Annotated in this window: 19 protein-coding genes and 1 pseudogene; 10 read left to right on the top strand and 10 right to left on the bottom strand. The window is 63.6% G+C overall.

Annotated elements, in window-relative coordinates; genetic code table 11:
- Positions 1-26 precede the first annotated feature (26 nt).
- The 4 genes and pseudogenes from M2S36_RS04900 to dprA form a co-directional block, all read right to left on the bottom strand.
- Positions 27-125, bottom strand: a pseudogene (locus tag M2S36_RS04900) (IS5/IS1182 family transposase); the annotation flags it as partial.
- A gap of 235 nt (positions 126-360) precedes the next feature.
- Positions 361-624: a hypothetical protein gene (locus M2S36_RS04895; protein ID WP_333956785.1), complete on the bottom strand. Its 264-nt coding sequence runs from the start codon at positions 622-624 to the stop codon at positions 361-363.
- Positions 625-858: 234 nt separating this feature from the next.
- Complete coding sequence (locus tag M2S36_RS04890; protein ID WP_023660948.1) at positions 859-1,416, bottom strand: L-threonylcarbamoyladenylate synthase; 558 nt, start codon at positions 1,414-1,416, stop codon at positions 859-861.
- Positions 1,417-1,458: 42 nt separating this feature from the next.
- Complete coding sequence (gene dprA, locus M2S36_RS04885) at positions 1,459-2,556, bottom strand: DNA-processing protein DprA (RefSeq protein WP_233694000.1); 1,098 nt, start codon at positions 2,554-2,556, stop codon at positions 1,459-1,461.
- Between the two features lie 207 nt (positions 2,557-2,763).
- Between dprA and def the strand changes: the two genes are divergently transcribed.
- Genes def through M2S36_RS04860 form a run of 5 tightly spaced genes read left to right on the top strand, consistent with a single transcriptional unit; the run spans position 2,764 to position 7,293 of the window.
- Positions 2,764-3,270 (top strand): peptide deformylase, encoded by a 507-nt coding sequence (def, locus tag M2S36_RS04880; RefSeq protein WP_051097836.1) that lies wholly within the window; start codon positions 2,764-2,766, stop codon positions 3,268-3,270.
- A 60-nt stretch (positions 3,271-3,330) separates the two neighbouring features.
- Positions 3,331-4,263: a methionyl-tRNA formyltransferase gene (gene fmt / locus M2S36_RS04875; RefSeq protein ID WP_063912308.1), complete on the top strand. Its 933-nt coding sequence runs from the start codon at positions 3,331-3,333 to the stop codon at positions 4,261-4,263.
- A complete protein-coding gene (gene rsmB, locus M2S36_RS04870; RefSeq protein ID WP_207831431.1) occupies positions 4,260-5,570 on the top strand; it encodes a 16S rRNA (cytosine(967)-C(5))-methyltransferase RsmB in 1,311 nt (436 codons plus the stop codon). Before fmt ends, rsmB begins: the two co-directional genes overlap by 4 nt.
- Positions 5,571-5,593: 23 nt before the next feature.
- Complete coding sequence (gene trkA / locus M2S36_RS04865; protein WP_013970264.1) at positions 5,594-6,967, top strand: Trk system potassium transporter TrkA; 1,374 nt, start codon at positions 5,594-5,596, stop codon at positions 6,965-6,967.
- Positions 6,968-6,978: 11 nt separating this feature from the next.
- On the top strand, positions 6,979-7,293 hold the full coding sequence (locus tag M2S36_RS04860; protein ID WP_333956784.1) for a tetratricopeptide repeat protein: 315 nt from the start codon (positions 6,979-6,981) through the stop codon (positions 7,291-7,293).
- Between the two features lie 98 nt (positions 7,294-7,391).
- Here M2S36_RS04860 and M2S36_RS04855 read toward each other — a convergent pair whose 3' ends face one another.
- Together M2S36_RS04855 and M2S36_RS04850 are read right to left on the bottom strand one after the other, a co-directional pair.
- Positions 7,392-8,279: a lysophospholipid acyltransferase gene (locus tag M2S36_RS04855; protein WP_063912307.1), complete on the bottom strand. Its 888-nt coding sequence runs from the start codon at positions 8,277-8,279 to the stop codon at positions 7,392-7,394.
- Between the two features lie 41 nt (positions 8,280-8,320).
- A complete protein-coding gene (locus tag M2S36_RS04850) occupies positions 8,321-8,872 on the bottom strand; it encodes a DNA-3-methyladenine glycosylase I (protein ID WP_233687625.1) in 552 nt (183 codons plus the stop codon).
- An 83-nt stretch (positions 8,873-8,955) separates the two neighbouring features.
- On the opposite strand from M2S36_RS04850, the gene glyQ reads away from it, so the two are divergent.
- The 4 genes from glyQ to M2S36_RS04830 are packed head-to-tail and all read left to right on the top strand — an operon-like array spanning position 8,956 to position 13,314.
- Positions 8,956-9,903, top strand: coding sequence for a glycine--tRNA ligase subunit alpha (gene glyQ, locus M2S36_RS04845; RefSeq protein ID WP_023377955.1), 948 nt, complete (start codon positions 8,956-8,958; stop codon positions 9,901-9,903).
- Positions 9,900-11,951, top strand: a complete 2,052-nt coding sequence (gene glyS, locus M2S36_RS04840; RefSeq protein WP_063912305.1) for a glycine--tRNA ligase subunit beta — start codon at positions 9,900-9,902, stop codon at positions 11,949-11,951. The genes glyQ and glyS overlap by 4 nt, the downstream gene beginning before the upstream one ends.
- A 3-nt stretch (positions 11,952-11,954) precedes the next feature.
- Positions 11,955-12,482, top strand: a complete 528-nt coding sequence (gmhB, locus tag M2S36_RS04835) for a D-glycero-beta-D-manno-heptose 1,7-bisphosphate 7-phosphatase (RefSeq protein WP_085601056.1) — start codon at positions 11,955-11,957, stop codon at positions 12,480-12,482.
- A 46-nt stretch (positions 12,483-12,528) separates the two neighbouring features.
- The gene (locus M2S36_RS04830) at positions 12,529-13,314 is read left to right on the top strand and encodes a lysophospholipid acyltransferase family protein (protein WP_207831427.1); all 786 of its coding nucleotides are present in this window, start codon (positions 12,529-12,531) and stop codon (positions 13,312-13,314) included.
- Between the two features lie 364 nt (positions 13,315-13,678).
- Here the strand turns inward: M2S36_RS04830 and M2S36_RS04825 are convergent, their stop codons facing one another.
- Positions 13,679-15,298 carry an MFS transporter gene (locus tag M2S36_RS04825; protein WP_063912303.1) on the bottom strand — a complete coding sequence of 540 codons (1,620 nt, stop codon included), beginning with the start codon at positions 15,296-15,298 and terminating at the stop codon, positions 13,679-13,681.
- A gap of 99 nt (positions 15,299-15,397) precedes the next feature.
- The gene (locus M2S36_RS04820) at positions 15,398-17,044 is read right to left on the bottom strand and encodes a GMC family oxidoreductase (RefSeq protein ID WP_333956783.1); all 1,647 of its coding nucleotides are present in this window, start codon (positions 17,042-17,044) and stop codon (positions 15,398-15,400) included.
- Positions 17,045-17,265: 221 nt separating this feature from the next.
- On the opposite strand from M2S36_RS04820, the gene M2S36_RS04815 reads away from it, so the two are divergent.
- A complete protein-coding gene (locus tag M2S36_RS04815) occupies positions 17,266-18,153 on the top strand; it encodes a LysR family transcriptional regulator (RefSeq protein WP_063912301.1) in 888 nt (295 codons plus the stop codon).
- Here the strand turns inward: M2S36_RS04815 and M2S36_RS04810 are convergent.
- Entirely contained in the window at positions 18,142-18,960 is an 819-nt protein-coding gene (locus M2S36_RS04810) for a sulfite exporter TauE/SafE family protein (protein WP_207831422.1), read from the bottom strand. The two genes, M2S36_RS04815 and M2S36_RS04810, sit on opposite strands and share 12 nt — an antisense overlap.
- Positions 18,957-20,225, bottom strand: a complete 1,269-nt coding sequence (locus tag M2S36_RS04805; RefSeq protein WP_233687622.1) for an NAD(P)/FAD-dependent oxidoreductase — start codon at positions 20,223-20,225, stop codon at positions 18,957-18,959. The genes M2S36_RS04810 and M2S36_RS04805 overlap by 4 nt, the downstream gene beginning before the upstream one ends.
- Positions 20,226-20,232 lie beyond the last annotated feature (7 nt).

Here is a 20,232-nt window from a genome sequence, read left to right as displayed (position 1 = left end):
TCAATACAGTTGGCCGAAAACAGCTAGGGAGTCGGCGCGCGGTGCGTGAGTCGAGCAAATTGGCGCATAGGGGTGAACTCGTACAATGATTTTTCCATCGCCGGATCGGTCAGCGAAAACCAGTTCAAAGGATGTCTCCGGTCGTACACCGCGGTGAATGGTACGCGCAGGACTGTGGGGTCGACTGTACTGATCCCCTGAGTCTACTCCCACAGGTTTCCTATGAACTGGGGTCAACCACTATAACTGTGGGAGCGGGTTTACCCGCGAAGAAGACAACGCGGTTGATGGCACCGGCTTCGCCGGTGTTCGCGGGTAAACCCGCTCCCACAGGGATTTGCGTCGGCCTTGAGGGCAGCGCTATGCCTGTGAGGGTCGGCTTGTCGGTGGTAGGGCCGACTCGATGCCATCGAGTATCGCCTCCACCACACCCTCTGCCATTTCAATCGCATGCAGGTTCGACCAGAACATGCCACGGCCTTCTTCACGCATGTAGTCCAGGGCTTTGTAGCCGGTCTCGTAGGCGCTGCGCAGGTACAGGGCCACGTGGACCAGAGCGTCTTCGGCGGAAATGTTCGGGTTTACGGTGAACAGCGGTTCATGGCCGCGCCCATTCGTTACCACGCGAATAGGTGGCAGCTGTACGCGGGGTGGTGACGCGGCTCGTAGGATATTTCCCAATCCTCAAACCGGACAGCCATTCGGGACAAAATCAGAAAAATCTGGGGGGCTTGGCCCTGACCTGTGGGAGCGGGCATGCCCGCGAACACGGGCGCAGCCCGTGCCAGGCACCGCGTTGGATTCTTCGCAGGCTCGCCCGCTCCCACAGGAGGTCGCGACCAGGCCAGTGGATATGTATCAGCCTGGCCGAACGACTTCGCCAGTGGCCAGGTTGCGAATCACACTCGGGTTCTTCCTTCCACCCAACGCCCCGCCCAGCACCAGATCCAGCTGCCCATGGAAGTACTGCTCCACCCGCAACCGGGTCTTCGCCGCCGGGCGCCCGCCCGGGTTGCACGAAGTGGAAATCAACGGCCCCACCAGCGCGCACAGCTCACGCACCACCGGATGGTCGCTGACCCGCAACGCCACGGTGTCATGCTCCCCGGTCACCCACTCGGGCAACAGGTCCTGGTGCGGCACCAGCCAGGTATTCGGCCCCGGCCAGGTGCTGCCCATGCGATCAATCCAGTCCTCGGGGAAATCCTCGAACAAAAAGTCGAACTGGCGGATGTTGTCGGCGACCAGGATCAGGCCTTTATCCACAGGCCGGGACTTCAGCGCCAGCAGGCGATACACCGCGTCCTCGTTCCACGGGTCGCAGCCCAGGCCCCAGACCGCTTCCGTCGGGTAGGCAATCACTGCGCCCGCCCGGATCTCACGTGCGGCTTGTTGCACACGAAAACTGCTCACCATTTCTGTTACTCCGCCTAAATACCTTGCTGGTGAGCAGTGTACTTAGCCCGCGCGGGCAAACCAACGCCCGGCTTCATTGCTGACCCGGCCTTCCAGTTCAAGCTCGGTCAGCTGTGCCAGCACATCGGCCAACGGCTGCTCGCTGCAGTGGGCCAGGCTTTCGCTGGTCTGCGGCGCGGCATGCAGCAGGGCAAGCAGGGGATGGTCGAATTTGTCCACAACCGCAGGCGGCAGGTTCTGCCAGCCCTGCAGGCTTTCCAGGATCTGTTCCACGCTCTCCACCAGCAGCGCACCGTCACGGATCAACTGGTGGCAGCCCTTGGCCCCGGGGTGGTGAATGGAGCCCGGTATGGCATACACCTCACGGCCTTGCTCGGCGGCCAGGCGTGCGGTGATCAGCGAACCACTGGCCAGGCTGGCCTCGACCACCAGCACGCCCAGCGACAGGCCACTGATGATGCGATTGCGCCGCGGGAAGTTGCCGGGCAGTGGCCCGGCATCCAGCGGGTACTCGGAAACCAGCGCGCCGCCATTGTCGATCATCGCTTGCGCAAGCGACTTGTGGCGCTGTGGATAAAGTTTTTGCAACCCCGTGCCGAGCACGCCAATCGTGCCGCCACCCGCCTGCAGTGCGGCCCGATGAGCGGCACCGTCGATGCCCACGGCCAAGCCGCTGGTAATGGTGAAACCGGCCTGCGCCAGGTAACGGGAAAATGCCGCAGCGGTGTCGAGCGCCGGGGGTGAAGCACGTCTGCTGCCCACAATTGCCAGCTGTGGGCGCTCGAGCAAGGCCGGGTCGCCAGCGATGAAAAGCAGCGGTGGGGCATCGTCGATTTCCGCCAATAGTGGCGGGTAGCCAGGGTCGTCCCACATCAGTAAATGCTGGCCCGGGCGCTCTAGCCAGGCCATTGCGGCCAGTGCACCTTCACGTACTTCGGCACTGCGGCGGGCATCGATGGTGGCCTGTGGTATGCCCAATGCGCGCCAGGCGCCGGCCGGTGCGCACAGTGCCGACGAAGCACTGCCAAAGGCTTCCAGCAAGGTGTTAAAGCGACGCAATCCTGTTTCCGGCAGCCGGTGCAGGCGCAATCGCGCCTCCAGTTCGGCAGGCGGAAGAGGCGACAAATGGTAGCTCTGCATATGGATCATCCTTGATCGAAATAGGGCCATCGACGTGGCACAAGCTGTGGATAACTTTGTTGATAACGCTTTGACAACCTGTCCATCGAATGGGCTATAAGCAGCCCTTGGAAACCCTAGCCGAGCTTTGCCAGGTGCTGAAATCCCCGTTTCCCTTTATTATGTGTGCTCAGTTTTCAACCGAACGCACAGTGACTGCCTGACCTTATGGCCATCTTGAACATTCTCGAATTCCCGGACCCGCGCCTGCGCACCATCGCCAAACCGGTGACGGAGTTCGACGACGCCCTGCGTCAGCTGATCGACGACATGTTTGAAACCATGTACGAAGCCCCTGGCATCGGCCTGGCTGCCACCCAGGTCAACGTACACAAGCAGGTCGTGGTCATGGACCTCAGTGAAGACCGCAGCGAGCCGCGCGTCTTCATCAACCCCACGGTCGAAGAGCTGACCCACGACATGGGCCAGTACCAGGAAGGCTGCCTGTCGGTACCTGGCTTCTACGAGAACGTCGACCGCCCGCTGCGTGTGCGGGTCAAGGCCCAGGACCGCGACGGCAAGCCGTACGAGCTGGAATGCGAAGGCCTGCTGGCGGTGTGCGTGCAGCACGAATTCGATCACCTCAACGGCAAGCTGTTCGTCGACTACCTGTCGCAACTCAAGCGCGACCGGATCAAGAAGAAGCTGGAAAAGCAGCACCGCCAGCAAGCCTGATCCCCACCTTCCAGAAGGCTTGCTCCGGCAAGCCTTTTTCTTTTTTGAAGCGAGAACTCCATGCGCATCGTCTTTGCAGGCACTCCAGAGTTTGCCGCCGAACACCTCAAGGCCTTGCTCGACAGCCCCTACGAGATCGTGGCCGTCTACACCCAGCCCGACCGCCCAGCCGGCCGCGGCCAAAAGCTGATGCCGAGCCCGGTCAAGCAACTGGCTGTGGCCCATGACATCCCGGTGTTCCAGCCGCCGACCCTGCGCAACGCCGAAGCCCAGGCCGAACTGGCCGCGCTGCAGCCGGACCTGATGGTGGTGGTCGCCTATGGCCTGATCCTGCCGCAAGTGGTGCTGGATATCCCGCGCCTGGGCTGCATCAACAGCCACGCCTCGCTGCTGCCACGCTGGCGCGGTGCCGCACCGATCCAGCGCGCCGTGGAAGCCGGCGACGCCGAGAGCGGTGTGACCGTGATGCGCATGGAAGCAGGCCTGGACACCGGCCCGATGCTGCTCAAGGTAGCCACCCCGATCAGCGCCGAAGACACTGGCGGTAGCCTGCACGACCGCCTCGCACAAATGGGCCCGCCGGCTGTAGTCCAGGCCATCGCCGGCCTGGCCGACGGTTCGCTGCACGGTGAAGTGCAGGACGATACCCTGGCCACCTATGCGCACAAGCTGAACAAGGACGAGGCGCGTATCGACTGGAGCCGCCCGGCCGTCGAACTGGAGCGCTTGATCCGTGCCTTCAACCCGTGGCCGGTGTGCCACAGCACCCTCGATGGCGAAAGCGTGAAAGTGCTGGCCGCCAACTTGTCCACAGCGGCAGGGGCCCCTGGCGAGATCCTCTCCGCCAGCAAGGACGGCCTGGTGGTCGCCTGCGGTGACCAGGCGCTGAGCCTGACCCGCCTGCAACTGCCTGGCGGCAAGGCGCTGAACTTCAGTGACCTGTTCAACAGCCGCCGCGAGAAATTCGCCAGCGGCAAGGTGCTGGGCCAATGAACCCTCGCCTCGCCGCCGCCCGTGCCCTTGCCGCTGTGCTCAGCGGCAAGGCCTCGCTGAACAGCTCGCTGCCGGCGCAACTGGACAAGGTCGATGAACGCGACCGCGGCCTGACCCAGGACCTGGCGTTCGGCACCGCGCGCTGGCAACCACGCCTCGACCTGCTGGCCGCGCAACTGCTGCAGAAGCCGTTCAAGGCCGCCGATGCCGATGTGCAGGCGCTGCTGCTGGTCGGCCTGTACCAGCTGTTCTACAGCCGTATCCCGGCCCACGCCGCCATCGGCGAGACCGTTGGCTGCGCCGACAAGCTGAAGAAACCATGGGCCAAGGGCCTGCTCAATGCCGTGCTGCGTCGCGCCCAACGCGAAGGCGAAGAGTTGCTGGCCGGCATGGAGCGCGACCCGGTGGTACGCACTGCCCACCCGCGCTGGCTACAGAAGTCGCTCAAAGCCTTCTGGCCGGAGCAATGGGAGGCCATCTGCGCCGCCAACAATGCCCACCCGCCGATGATCCTGCGGGTCAACCGCCGCCACCACAGTCGCGACGCCTACCTGGCACTGCTGACCGAAGCGGGCGTTGGCGCCAGCGCCTGCCAGTACAGCCGTGACGGCATCGTGCTGGCCGAAGCCTGCGACGTGCGCGGCCTGCCAGGCTTTGCCGAAGGCTGGGTGAGCGTGCAGGACGAAGCCGCGCAGCTGTCCGCCGACCTGCTGGAACTGGCCCCCGGCCAGCGCGTGCTCGACGCCTGCTGTGCACCGGGCGGCAAGACCTGCCACCTGCTGGAAGCCGAAGCCGGCCTGGCCCACGTGGTGGCCATCGACCTCGAAGCCAAGCGCCTGACCCGTGTGCGCGAGAACCTCGACCGCCTGCGGCTGGACGCCGAGCTGATTGCCTGCGATGCCCGTGACACCGCCAGCTGGTGGGACGGCAAGCCGTTCCAGCGCATCCTCCTCGACGCACCATGCTCGGCCACTGGCGTGATCCGCCGCCACCCGGACATCAAGCTGACCCGTCAGGCCGACGACATCCCGGCCCTGGCCACGCTGCAAGGCGAGCTGCTCGATGCCCTGTGGCCGACCCTGGAAGTGGGCGGCATGCTGCTGTATGCCACCTGCTCCAGCCTGCCGACCGAGAACACCGAAGTGATCGACGCTTTCCTCGCCCGCACCCCGGGCGCCCGTGAGCTGGACCTGGCCACCGAAGCCGGCCTGCGCCAGCCCCACGGCCGCCAGTTGCTGGCCCAGGAGGGCGGCCACGACGGTTTCTACTATGCCAAGCTGATCAAGATCGCCGCCTCGCGCGGATAAGAACAAAAGGTAGGGAGTAGCGGATGAAGATCATCATCCTCGGCGCAGGCCAGGTAGGCGGTACGCTGGCTGAGCACCTGGCCAGCGAAGCCAACGACATCACCGTGGTCGACACTGATGGCGACCGCCTGCGCGACCTGGGCGACCGCCTGGACATTCGCACCGTGCAAGGCCGCGGCTCGCTGCCTACGGTGCTGCGCCAGGCCGGTGCCGACGACGCCGACATGCTGGTGGCAGTAACCAACAGTGACGAGACCAACATGGTCGCCTGCCAGGTGGCCTATTCGCTGTTCCACACCCCGACCAAGATCGCCCGGGTGCGCGAGTCGGCCTACCTGACCCGCGAAGAGCTGTTCGACAACGACCATATCCCGGTCGATGTGCTGATCAGCCCCGAGCAGGTGGTGACCAACTACATCAAGCGCCTGATCGAGCACCCGGGCTCGCTGCAGGTGATCGACTTCGCCGAAGGCAAGGCCCAGCTGGTGGCAGTGAAGGCGTACTACGGTGGCCCGCTGGTGGGCCAGCAACTTCGCCAGATCCGCGCGCACATGCCCAACGTCGACACCCGCGTGGCGGCCATCTTCCGCCGCGACCGTCCCATCACCCCGCGGGGCGACACGGTGATCGAAGCCGACGACGAAGTGTTCTTCATCGCCGCGAAGAAGGACATCCGCGCGGTGATGGGCGAGCTGCGCCGTATCGACGAAACCAACAAGCGCGTGGTCATCGCCGGTGGCGGGCAGATCGGCGAACGCCTGGCCGAGGCCATCGAAAGCCGTTACCAGGTGAAGATCATCGAGATGAGCCCGGCCCGTTGCCGACACCTCTCCGACACCCTGGAAAGCACCGTGGTGCTGCAGGGCAGCGCCTCGGACAAGGACCTGATGCTCGAGGAGAACATCGCCGACGCCGACATCTTCCTGGCCCTGACCAACGACGACGAAGCCAACATCATGTCGTCGCTGCTGGCCAAGCGCCTGGGTGCGCGCAAGGTGATGACCATCATCAACAACCCGGCCTATGTCGACCTGGTGCAGGGTGGTGACATCGACATCGCCATCAGCCCGCAGCTGGCGACCATCGGCACCCTGCTGGCGCACGTACGCCGTGGCGACATCGTCAGCGTGCACTCGCTGCGCCGCGGCGCGGCCGAGGCTATCGAAGCGGTGGCGCACGGCGATTCGAAATCGAGCAAGGTGGTCGGCAAGGCGATCGAAGACATCGCCTTGCCGCCGGGTACTACCATCGGTGCGATCATTCGTGACGAAGAGGTGATGATTGCCCACGACGACACCATGATCGAATCGGGCGACCATGTGATCCTGTTCGTTGTGGATAAAAAGCATATTCGGGATGTGGAGAAGCTGTTCCACGTCGGCTTGAGTTTCTTCTAGGAGCACAGGGCATGCGCGAATCGCTGGAGAAAATGCTGGCCAAGGGTGTGGATAACCCGTTGCTGAGGTTCGGGCTGGGCAAGGCTTGGCTGGATGAAGGCAATGGCGCTGAAGCGGCGGTACACCTGGCGCGCTGCGTGGAACAGGACCCGAAGTACTCGGCGGCGTGGAAGCTGCTGGGCAAGGCGCATCAGCTGCAGGGTGACCTGGCGGCGGCGCGCAAGGCCTGGGAGGAGGGGATCGTCGCGGCGCAGGCCCATGGCGACAAGCAGGCCGAGAAAGAGATGACCGTGTTCCTGAAGAAACTCAACAAGATATCAGGTTGACGCGATCCCTGTGGGAGCGGGTTCACCCGCGAATGCGATGCTGGATTCACCGACGCATTCGCGGGTAAACCCGCTCCCACAGGGGGACAGTGAAACAATCAATACCAGCGTGGCTCGCCGGCCGGGCGCTTCTTGAAGCGCTTCATGCTCCACATGTACTGGCTGGGGTACTCGCGCACATAGCGCTCGACCACCTTGCTCATTGCCGCCGCCGACACCGTCACGTCGGTGCTGTACATCTCTTCCGGCGCCGCCTCCAGGAACACCTTGAAGCCCGAACCATCCGGCAGCCGCAGGGCATGCAGGAACACCCCCACCGCCTTGCCCCCGGCCAGCATGTTCGGCACGAACTTGCTGGTCAGCGCCTGGGTGCCCAGGAACGGTACGAACACCCCCGCCGACTCCGCCGGCTCCGGGTCGGCAGGAATACCCACCTGGCCACCACGGCGCACTTCCTTGATCACGCTGAGGATGCCTTCCTTGGTCGAAGGCGCCACGCGGTTGCCCATCTGCACGCGCTGCTCGCGCAGCAGGTCATCCACCGCCTTCAGCTTCGGCGGGCGGTAGAAAATGATCGGTTTGCACTGGTTGCAGTAGAAGTGGTTCAGCACCTCCCAGTTGCCCAGGTGGCTGGTGATACCGACCACACCCTTGCCCGAAGCCAGGGCCTGCTCCAGCACTTCCAGGCCGTGCACTTCCTTGACCAGCTCCAGCGAGCGCTGCGGCGGCCAGATCCAGGCACAGGCACTTTCGACGAAGGATTTACCGATATCCTTCAACGCGCGACCCACCAGTTGCTCGCGTTCGACCGGGTCCATCTCCGGGAAGCATTTGGCCAGGTTGATACGCACGACATTGCGCGAGCCGTTGGGGATCTTCCACATCAGCCAGCCGATACCGGCGCCGACGCGCTGCACAGCGCCCCAGGGCAGCTTGGCAAACAGACGCAGCACCCCGACCATCAGGGCGCCCTTGAACTTTTCCACAGGCGAATTCCTTATTTCAGCAAGGCGCGCATTGTAACCCCTCAACGCAACAAGGCGGCGTAGCGATCGCAATCGGTGGTGTGGTCCATGACCATGCCGGTGGCCTGCATGAAGGCATAGCAGATGGTCGGGCCAACGAAGGTGAAGCCGGCTTTCTGCAGGGCTTTGCTCATTGCCTTGGCTTCATCGGTAACTGCTGGCACCTCGCTGCGCCCCGTGAAGTGGTTGATCTTCGGCGCCCCACCAACAAACGACCACAGCCATTCGGCGGGGTTATCCACAGCCAGCCAGGCCTGCGCGTTACGCCTGGCAGCCTTGAGCTTGAGGCGGTTGCGGATGATACCGGCATCCTGCATCAGCTCCTCGATGCGTTCGTCGCTCATGACGGCGAGTTTCACCGGATCGAAGCCGTGCATCACCTCGCGATAACGCTCGCGTTTGCGCAATACGGTGATCCACGACAGCCCCGCCTGGAACCCTTCGAGCAAAAGCATCTCGAACAGCAACGCCGGGTCACGCTGTGGCGTTCCCCATTCCTGGTCATGGTAGGCCTGGTACAACGGATCGTCGGTACACCAAAAGCAGCGTGGCATAAGGCTCCAATGAGTAGAGGGCGAGGCGAATCAGGTTATACTCCCGCTCTTTACATCCGCATCCCCAGATACAGGTGAATTTCGTGAGCCAGCCTACGCCAGCCGTGCGTACCTTCCAAGACCTGATCCTCGCCCTGCAGAACTACTGGGCCGAGCAAGGTTGTGTGGTGCTTCAGCCCTACGATATGGAAGTAGGCGCCGGCACTTTCCACACCGCTACATTCCTGCGCGCCGTGGGTCCAGAAACCTGGAACGCCGCCTATGTGCAGCCTAGCCGTCGCCCTGCCGACGGGCGGTATGGCGAAAACCCCAACCGCCTGCAGCACTACTACCAGTTCCAGGTGGTACTCAAGCCCAACCCGGCCAACTTCCAGGAGCTGTACCTCGGCTCGCTGAAAGCCATCGGCCTGGACCCGCTGGTCCACGACATTCGCTTCGTCGAAGACAACTGGGAATCGCCGACCCTCGGCGCCTGGGGCCTGGGTTGGGAAATCTGGCTCAACGGCATGGAAGTCACCCAGTTCACCTACTTCCAGCAGGTAGGCGGCATCGAGTGCTACCCGGTCACCGGTGAAATCACCTACGGCCTCGAGCGCCTGGCCATGTACATCCAGGGCGTCGACTCGGTGTACGACCTGGTGTGGGCCGACGGCCCGTTCGGCAAGGTCACCTACGGTGACGTGTTCCACCAGAACGAAGTGGAGCAGTCGACCTACAACTTCGAACACGCCAACGTCGAGAAGCTGTTCGAACTGTTCGACTTCTACGAAAGCGAAGCCAACCGCCTGATCAAGCTTGAGCTGCCGCTGCCGACTTATGAAATGGTCCTGAAGGCCTCGCACACCTTCAACCTGCTGGACGCCCGCCGCGCCATCTCGGTAACCGAGCGCCAGCGCTACATCCTGCGTGTACGTACCCTGGCCCGGGACGTGGCGCAAAGCTATCTGCAAGCCCGTGCACGCCTGGGCTTCCCGATGGCTACCCCTGAACTGCGTGACGAAGTGTTGGCTAAGCTGGAGGCTGCACAATGAGTGCTCAAGATTTCCTGGTAGAACTGGGCACCGAAGAGCTGCCGCCGAAGGCCCTCGCCAGCCTCGGCGAAGCTTTCCTGGCCGGTATCGAGAAAGGCCTGCAGGCCGCTGGCCTGAACTACACCGGCAAGCAGGTATACGCCGCGCCGCGTCGCCTGGCCGTGCTGATCCGCCAGCTGGACGTGCAGCAGCCTGACCGCAGCATCAACATCGACGGCCCGCCCCTGCAGGCTGCTTTCAAAGACGGCGAGCCGACCCAGGCTGCCTTGGGCTTTGCCAAGAAATGCGGTGTGGAGCTGTCGGAAATCGACCAGAGCGGCCCCAAGCTGCGCTTCTCCCAGCACATCCCGGGCAAGGCCACCGCTGGCCTGCTGCCGACCATCGTCGAAGATTCGCTCAACGACCTGCCGATCCCCAAGCGCATGCGCTGGGCGGCCAGCCGTGAAGAGTTCGTGCGCCCGACCCAATGGCTGGTGATGCTGCTGGGCGACCAGGTGGTCGACTGCACCATCCTGTCGCAGAAGGCCGGCCGTGAATCCCGTGGCCACCGCTTCCACCACCCGGAAAACGTGGTCATCACCACCCCGGCCAACTACGTCGAAGACCTGCGCAAAGCGTACGTGCTGGCCGACTTCGCCGAGCGCCGCGAGCTGATCAGCAAGCGTACCGCCGAGCTGGCCATGCAGCAGGAAGGCACAGCCATCGTGCCACCGGCGCTGCTGGACGAAGTGACCGCTCTGGTGGAGTGGCCAGTGCCGCTGGTGTGCTCGTTCGAGGAGCGTTTCCTCGAAGTGCCGCAGGAAGCCCTGATCACCACCATGCAGGACAACCAGAAGTACTTCTGCCTGCTGGACAGCGAAGGCAAGCTGCTGCCGCGCTTCATCACCGTGGCCAACGTCGAAAGCCGTGACCCGAAGCAGATCGTGCAAGGCAACGAGAAGGTCGTGCGCCCACGCCTGACCGATGCCGAGTTCTTCTTCAAGCAGGACAAGAAGCAGCCGCTGGAAACCTTCAACGAGCGCCTGAAGAACGTGGTGTTCCAGGCTCAGCTGGGCACCGTGTACGACAAGGCCGAGCGCGTTTCCCGGCTGGCCGCCTTCATCGCCCCGCTGATTGGCGGCGACGCCCAGCGCGCCGGCCGTGCCGGCCTGCTGTCGAAGTGCGACCTGGCCACCGAGATGGTCGGCGAATTCCCTGAGATGCAGGGTGTTGCCGGTTACTACTACGCGCTCAACGATGGTGAGCCGGAAGACGTGGCCCTGGCCCTGAACGAGCAGTACATGCCGCGCGGTGCTGGCGCCGAGCTGCCGCAGACCCTCACCGGTGCTGCCGTGGCCATCGCCGACAAGCTCGACACCCTGGTCGGCATCTTCGGCATCGGCATGCTGCCGACCGGCAGCAAGGACCCGTACGCCCTGCGCCGTGCTGCCCTGGGCGTGCTGCGTATCCTGATCGAGAAGCAGCTGGACCTGGACCTGACCGGCGCGGTCGAGTTCGCAGTCAAGCAGTTCGGCGCCAAGGTCAAGGCCGCCGGCCTGGCCGAGCAGGTACTGGAGTTCATTTTCGACCGCCTGCGTGCACGCTACGAAGACGAAGGCATCGACGTGGCCACCTACCTGTCGGTACGTGCCCTGCAGCCAGGTTCTGCCCTGGACTTCGACCAGCGTGTGCAGGCTGTACAAGCCTTCCGCAAGCTGCCGGAAGCCGAGGCCCTGGCGGCGGTGAACAAGCGCGTGTCGAACCTGCTGAGCAAGGCCGAAGGCGCCATCGCCGATCACGTCGAGCCGAAGTACTTCGACAATGCCAACGAGTTCTCCCTGTACTCGGCCATCCAGCAGGCCGACCAGGCCGTGCAACCGATGGCAGCTGCACGCCAGTACAGCGAATCGCTGGCCCGCCTGGCGGCCCTGCGTGACCCGGTCGACGCCTTCTTCGAGGCAGTGATGGTGAACGCCGAGGACGCCAAGGTACGCGCCAACCGTTATGCCCTGCTCAGCCGCCTGCGCGGCCTGTTCCTGGGCGTGGCCGACATTTCGCTGCTGGGGTAAGCCTTGAAACTGCTGATTCTCGACCGTGACGGAGTCATCAACCACGACTCCGACGCCTACATCAAGACGCTGGACGAGTGGGTGCCGATCCCTGGCTCGGTCGAAGCGATCGCGCAGTTGAGCAAGGCGGGCTGGACGGTGGCCGTTGCCACCAACCAGTCCGGCATTGCCCGTGGCTACTATGCGCTGGCAACCCTCGAGGCCATGCACGCGCGCCTGCGCGCGCTGGTGGCCGAGCAGGGTGGCGAGGTGGGCCACATCGTGTATTGCCCGCACGGGCCGGACGAAGGCTGCGATTGCCGCAAGCCCAAGCCTGGCATGCTGCGGGCGATCGCCGAGCATTACCAGGTCGGCCTGGAAGGCGTCTGGTTCGTTGGCGACAGCAAAGGTGACCTGGAGGCCGCCCTGGCCGTCGGTGCACAACCCGTGCTGGTGAAAACCGGCAAGGGCGAGCGGACCCTGGAAAAAGGCGTCCCGGAAACTACACTGATTTTCGACGATCTGGCAGCTATCGCCAGAGAACTAATTTAAACAGTGCGCCTTCGGGCGCATTTTTCTCAGGCGGGCATGCCCCGCAATGGTACAAGCCACTATGTCGATCCTGCAGGCGATCAGAATCTTTCTTTTTTACCTGCTGCTGGGCACCAGTTCGCTGCTGTGGTGCTCGCTGAGCTTCTTCGTCGCGCCGTTCCTGTCGTTCCCCAAGCGCTACAAGTTCATCAACGTGTACTGGTGCCGTTGCGCGTTGTTCCTGGTGCGCACCATCCTGGGTATCGACTACAAGGTCACTGGCGCCGAGAACGTGCCTGATGAGCCTTGCGTGATCCTGTCCAACCACCAGAGCACCTGGGAAACCTTCTTCCTTTCCCAGTACTTTTCGCCGCTGAGCCAGGTGCTCAAGCGCGAGTTGCTGTACGTGCCGTTCTTCGGTTGGGCCATGGCGATGCTGCGGCCGATCGCGATCAACCGTGACAACCCCAAGGAAGCCCTGCGCCAGGTAGCCAGCAAGGGTGATGAGTTGCTCAAGCAGAAGATCTGGGTGCTGATCTTCCCGGAAGGGACCCGTGTGCCGTTCGGCACCATGGGCAAGTTCTCCCGTGGCGGTACCGCGCTGGCGGTGAATGCCGGGCTGCCAGTGCTGCCGATTGCCCACAACGCCGGCAAGTTCTGGCCGAAAACCGGTTGGGGCAAGCGCGCTGGCACCATCGAGGTGGTGATTGGCAAGCCGATGTACGCCAACGGCACCGGGCCACGGGCCATTGCCGAGCTCAACGACCGCGCCGCGGCGTGGAATGAAGCGACCCAGCGGGCCATGGGTTCGCTGCCGCCAGCAGAGGAAAAACCCCAGGAGCAGATGGCCTGACCATCTGTGGATAACTTGTGAACTGTTTTTGGATTAAATGCCTGAAGTGATAGCTAAGTGTTTGAATTAGCTGTTTATTTCTGTGTATGACATTTTTCTGAAAATCGTGCATAAGTTTTTTTGGGGCATAAGAAAACCGGCTTTTACAGCCGGTTTTTTTATGGGCTCGGTAGCAGGATTGCACCCTCTGTGGGAGAAGACTGTGGGAGCGGCCTTGCGTCGCGAAAGGGCCGCAAGGCGGCCCCGGCAATTCATGCATCACAGCTGAAATCCTGGGGCCGCTGCGCAGCCCAATCGCGACACAAGGCCGCTCCCACAACAAGCGCTTCAGCGCCTGAGCATTTGGTGCAGGCCTTGAGCTGCGTCAGATCTTGTCGATATCCACATCCTTGGTTTCTTTCAGGCAGAAGATCCCCACCACCAGGCTGACCCCGGTCACCAGCACCGGGTACCACAGCCCGTAGAAGATATCCCCCGTATACACCACCAGCGCGAACGACACCGTTGGCAGGAAGCCACCGAACCAGCCGTTGCCAATGTGGTAGGGCAGCGACATCGAGGTGTAGCGGATACGGGTCGGGAACAGCTCGACCATTACCGCCGCCAGCGGCCCATAGGTCATCGTCGCGATCAGGATCATCGCCACGATCAGCACCACCACCATCACCTGGTTGACCTGAGCAGGGTCGGCCTTGGCCGGGTAGCCGGCCTGTTCCACCGCCGCACGCATGGCCGCTTCGTCGAAGCCGTTGATGGTCTTGTCACCGATGTTCACCACCACATCGCTACCGGCCACATCCACCGAGCTATAGGGCAGGCCCTGCTTGACCAGGAAAGTCTTGACCTTGTCGCACGGGCTGTCGAAACGCGCCTTGCCCACCGGGTCGAACTGGAAGGTACAGCCTTGTGGGTCGGCAGTGACCACGATCGGCGCCTGGCGGCTGGCCGCGTCGATCTGTGGGTTGGCGTAGTGGCTCAGCGCCTTGAACAGCGGGAAGTACAGCACCGTGGCCAGCAGCAGGCCGAGCATCAGGATCGGCTTGCGGCCAATACGGTCGGACAACCAGCCGAAGAACACGAAGAACGGCGCACCAATGACCACGCTGATGATCAGCAAGGTATTGGCCTGTGCCGGGTCCATCTTCAGCATCTGGGTCATGAAGAACAGCACGTAGAACTGCGCCGTGTAGAAGGTCACGGCTTGCCCGGCGTTAATGCTGAACAAGGCGGTAAGCACCACTTTCAGGTTCGGCCAGGAGGTGAACGACTCACGGATCGGCGACTTGCTGACCTTGCCTTGGGCCTTCATTTTCACGAAGGCCGGCGACTCGTGCATGCTCATGCGGATCCAGGTGGAAATCGCCAGCAGCACGATCGACAGCAGGAACGGCAGGCGCCAGCCCCAGGTTTCGAACTGGTCACCACTGATATAGCGGCTGCCCAGCACCACTACCAGCGACAGCAGCAGGCCGAGGGTGGCGGTGGACTGAATGAAGCCCGTGTGGAAGCCGCGCTTGCCGGGCGGCGCATGCTCTGCCACATAGGTGGCCGCACCGCCGTACTCACCGCCCAGCGCCAGCCCCTGCAGCATGCGCAGGACCACCAGGATGATCGGTGCTGCGATGCCAATGCTGGCGTAGGTGGGCAACAGCCCCACCGCGAAGGTGGACAGGCCCATCAGCACGATGGTGACCAGGAAGGTGTACTTGCGCCCGATCATGTCGCCCAGGCGGCCGAACACCAGCGCGCCGAACGGCCGCACCAGAAAGCCGGCGGCAAAGGCCATGAGGGCGAAGATGAAGGCGGTGGTATCGTTCACGCCAGCGAAGAACTGCTTGCTGATGACCGCTGCCAACGCACCATAGAGAAAAAAGTCATACCACTCGAAAACTGTCCCGAGGGATGACGCGAAAATGATCTTGCGTTCTTCACGGCCGCTGGCGCTGCTGGCCGCCGCACCCTGCTCTTGGATGTAATCCGACATCGTTGCTGTCCTCGGCCCGCAGGCCACAGTGATTATTCTTGTTGTTCCACTGTCGGCAGCTTCTGACCGCTAGCTGCCGGTACTGCACGCACCCCGGGGTCAGGGCGTCGGTATCGCGTCTTCGTTCAGATAGGTCTGGGTAGCAGCTCCTTTGAGAATCAGTTGCGCCGCCTTCTCGGCGATCATCAGGGTGGGTGAACAGGTATTGCCGGAGGTGATCTGCGGCATGATCGAGGCGTCAGCCACGCGCAGGCCGGGGATGCCGTGCACGCGCAACTGGTTATCCACAACGTCCAGTTCGCCATTGCCCATGCGACAGGTGCCGACCGGGTGAAAGATGGTGGTGCCGATCTTGCCGGCGGCTTCGAACAGCTCTTCCTCGGTTTGCAGGGCTGGGCCCGGCAGGTATTCCCTTGGGTCGAACGCAGCGAGGGCAGGGGCCTGGACGATGCGCCGGGTAAGGCGAATGGCATCGGCGGCGACGCGCAGGTCCTGGGGGTCGCTGAGGTAGTTGGGGTCGATCAGCGGCGTGCTGTTCATGTCGCTGCTGCGGATATCGATACGCCCGCGGCTGGCCGGGCGCAGGTTGCACACCGAAGCAGTAAAGGCCGGGAACCTGTGCAGTGGCTCGCCGAAGCGTTCAAGTGACAGCGGCTGCACGTGGTACTGCAGGTTGGCGGTGGCCTGCTCCGGGCTGGAACGCACGAATGCGCCCAGTTGGCTCGGCGCCATGGCCAGCGGGCCACTGCGGTCATAGAGGTAGCGCAGGCCCATGCCCATCTTGCCCCACAGGCTGTTGGCCATCTGGTTCAAGGTGCGGGTATTGCGGATCTGGTAGATCAGGCGCAGTTGCAGGTGATCCTGCAGGTTGCCGCCAACGCCTGGCATGTCGTGACGCACGCCGATACCCAGGCTTTCCAGCAGCTGCCGTGGGCCGATGCCGGAGCGCTGCAGGATACCGGGTGAGCCCACCGCGCCCGCACAGAGGATGATCTCGCGACGCGCCGCAAACTCGTGCCAGGCACCTTGCCAGAACGCCTTCACCGCCCGTGCTCGGGTGTTGTTGAGCAGCACCTGATCAACCTGGACGCTGGTCAGCACAGTGAGGTTGGGGCGGTCCTTGATCGGCCTCAGGAAGGCCTTGGAGGCGTTCCAGCGCACACCACCGCGCTGGTTGACCTGGAAATATCCACAACCCTGGTTGTCGCCGGTATTGAAGTCATCGACCTTGCCGATACCACTTTGTTCGGCGGCATCTCGGAAGGCATCGAGGATCGGCCAACTGTAACGCTGGCGCTCGACCCGCCATTCGCCTTCACCGCCGTGGTGCTCACTGGCGCCGGCAAAGTGGCTTTCGCTGGCCTTGAACAGTGGCAGGACATCCTTCCAGGCCCAGCCGTCGTTGCCTTGCTCGGCCCAACGGTCATAGTCGGTGGCCTGGCCGCGCATGTAGATCATGCCGTTGATCGAGGAGCAGCCACCCAGCACCTTGCCCCGTGGATAGCCCAGCGCACGACCGCCCAGGCCAGGCTGCGCCTCGGTCTTGAAGCACCAGTCGGTGCGCGGGTTGCCGATGCAATAGAGGTAACCGACGGGGATATGGATCCAGGGATAGTTGTCACGGCCACCCGCTTCCAGCAGCAGCACGCGGCAGGAAGGGTCGGCGGACAAACGATTGGCCAGCAGGCAACCGGCGGGACCGGCCCCTACGACCACGTAGTCGAAGACAGAATCGGCTGATGGCATGTGCAACCTCGGGCCTGATTATTATTCTTGTCCCGATCCATCTTAGTGAGTAATTTCGTGGAGGAAACACGAGATTTCGCGCAGCCGCTGTGCGTTTTAGCACAGGGGTAAGCCTGTACCGCCCTCTTCGCGGGCACGCCCGCTCCCACAGGGATCGCGTTACCTTGTGGGAGCGGGCGTGCCCGCGAAGAGGCCGCAACGAACTGCCAAAAAGGATCAGCATGTTCGACTGGAACGATCTGCGGTTTTTCCTCGAGTTGCAGCGCAGCGGCCGCTTGCTTACCGCCGCCAAGCGCCTCAACACCACCCACAGCACCGTGGCCCGGCACATCGAGAGCATCGAGCAAAGCCTGGGTACTGCGCTGTTCGTGCAGCATGCCCAGGGCTATGAACTGACCCCCTCGGGCCAGGCTCTGCTCAAGCACGCCGAGGCCATGGAAAACGTCGCCCTGCTGGCGCAGGAAGAAATCACCCAGGCCATCACGCCGCTGGGCAAGATTCGCCTGGGGGTGACCGAAGGCATCGGCATCATGTTCTTCACTCCGCGCATGAATGCGCTGTTCGACCGCTACCCCGGCCTGGAAGTGGAGCTGGTGGCGGTGCCGCGCTTCGTCAGCATCCTCAACCGCGAGGCAGAGATCAGCATCCACCTGGAACGGCCCAACGCCGACCTGCTGATCACCCGCAAGCTCACCGACTATCGCCTGGCCCTGTACGCCAGCCAGGCCTACCTGGACCGCGCGCCACCGCTGCGCAACCGCGAGGACCTGGCCCGGCACAGCTGGATCGGCTACGTCGACGACTTGCTGTTCAGCCAGGAACTGCTGTTTCTCAACAGCTTCTGCCGGGCCCCCAACGTGGTGTTTCGCAGCACCAGCGTAATCGCCCAGCAAACCGCCGCCCGCGCCGGGCTGGGCATTGCCGTACTGCCCAACTACATGGCCCGCCACGACCCGACGCTGGTGCGCGTGCTGCCTGGCGAAACCATCCAGCGTAGCTACTGGATCTGCACCCGCCGCGAACTGCACAAGTCGGTGCGCCTGCGGGTAGTGTGGGACTACCTGCTGGCGCTGTGTGCGGCAGAACAGGGCGAGCTGTTAGCCCAGTAGCGCCTTGCCGGCCAGCAGCAAGGCCGCAGCCCAACCGGCCACGGCAAACATCTGCTGCAAGCGCGGCCCGGCCAGCCTGGCCGCCAATGGCCGCGCCAGCAGCAGGCCGAGCACCGCGCCGCCGGCGAACGGGGCGCCAACCTGCCAGTGCATCACCCCTGCCAGGCTGGCGCTGACCACACTGCCGGTGGACACCAGGGCGATCACCGCCAGCGAGGTGGAGACGATGCTGGTCATGCGCAGGTTGGTGTAGCGGTTCAGGGCCGGGATGATGACAAAACCACCACCCACGCCCAGCAAGCCGGACAGCAGCCCGGACAATGCGCCGGTGAAGGCCAGGGCGCGCGCGCAGGGCAGGGTCCAGCGCAAACGGCCCTGCAGCGGGTTCAACACACAGGGTTCGATGTAGCGATGGGCGTCATTGCCTGCGCCGCGCAGTTCCTTGGCCGCCTTGCGCCAGATACGCACGCAGGCGTACACCAGCACCCCGGCGAACACCAACTGCAGTGGCGTGTTCGGCAGGCGGTGCGCCAGCATCAGCCCGAACGGCGCCGCTGCCACACCGATCAATGCGATGAACAGCGCCGCCCGGTAGCGCACCAGCCCCTGACGCAAGCCCAGCACAGCCCCCACCGCCGCTGCCATGCCTACGGCCAGCAGGCCGACCGGTGCCGCCTCGACCATCGACAGGCCCAGGCCGAACACCAGCAAAGGGACAGCGAGAATGCCACCGCCGGCACCGGTCAACGCCAGCACGGCACCGATGATCGCGCCCAGGCCCGCGCCTAATAATTGATGTTCGATCACTGCCCATCCTCGGCGACCAACTGCGGGCGCGCCAGCCACTCGCGGCCCTTGAGCATGCCTTTCCAGTACAAGGGTGGCAGCGCCTGTGCCTTGAGCAACCAGGCCAGACGCGTCGGTTTACGGCCATCCAGCAACCAGCTGGGGAAGCTCGGTGCCAGCTTGCCGCCATAGGTGAATTCGGCCAGGACGATCTTGCCGCGCTCGACGGTGAGCGGGCACGAGCCATAGCCATCGTATCGGGCCAGGGTGGGTAGCCTGCCCAGGGCCACCAGCACATTGTTGGCCACGACCGGCGCCTGCTTGCGGGCAGCGGCGGCGGTCTTGGCATTGCTGGTGTTGGCCACGTCCCCCAAGGCATGGACATTGGTGAAGTGGCGATGGCGCAGGGTGTGCGGATCGACATCGACCCAGCCGGCGCTGTCGGCCAATGGGCTTTCACGAATGAAGTCCGGTGCCACCTGCGGCGGTACCACGTGCAGCATGTCGAACGCCTCGATACGGGTTTCGCTGCTGCCATCGGCCAAGGTACGCGCGAAGGTGGCGCGCTTGTTCGGGCCATCCACGGCTACCAGGCGGTGGGAAAAATTGAGGTCCACAGCGTACTTCTCGATGTACTTCATCAAGGCGGGCACGTAGTCCGCCACACCGAACAACACCGCGCCGGCATTGAAGAAGCTGGCTTTTACGGCCCCCAGGTGACCGTGCCGCAGCCAGTGGTCGCAAGACAGGTACAGCGCCTTCTGCGGCGCGCCCGCGCACTTGATCGGCATGGGTGGCTGGCAGAACAGGGCGCGACCTTGCTTGAGCTTCTGCACCAGCTCCCAGGTATAGGGCGCCAGGTCGTAGCGGTAGTTGGAGGTGACGCCGTTGCGGCCCAAGGTCTCGCTGAGGCCATCAATGGCCGCCCAATCCAGCTTGAGGCCAGGGCAGACCACCAGCTGTTCATAACTGATGGCGCGGCCGCCTTCGAGGAGGACCAGTTGGCCCAGCGGGTCGAACCCCTGCACCCGTGCCTTTATCCAGCGCACACCCCGCGGGATGATCGAGGCCATGGTACGAGCAGTGCTGGGTGCCTTGAACACGCCGGCACCGACCATGGTCCAACCAGGCTGGTAGTAGTGCACCTCGGCGGGGTCGATCAAGGTCACATCCAGCGACGGGTCACGGCTGATCAGGCTGGAAGCAGTGGCGATGCCGGCGGCACCGGCACCGACGATGACCACTTTGTGGTGGTCGGTATTGGCAGGGGACAACAAGGCAGACATGGCGGTA

This window comes from Pseudomonas sp. SF2 (assembly GCF_036858055.1).
GTDB lineage: Bacteria > Pseudomonadota > Gammaproteobacteria > Pseudomonadales > Pseudomonadaceae > Aquipseudomonas.
The sequence above is the reverse complement of the archived record's forward strand: the minus strand, read 5'-3'. Positions and strand labels throughout refer to the sequence as shown.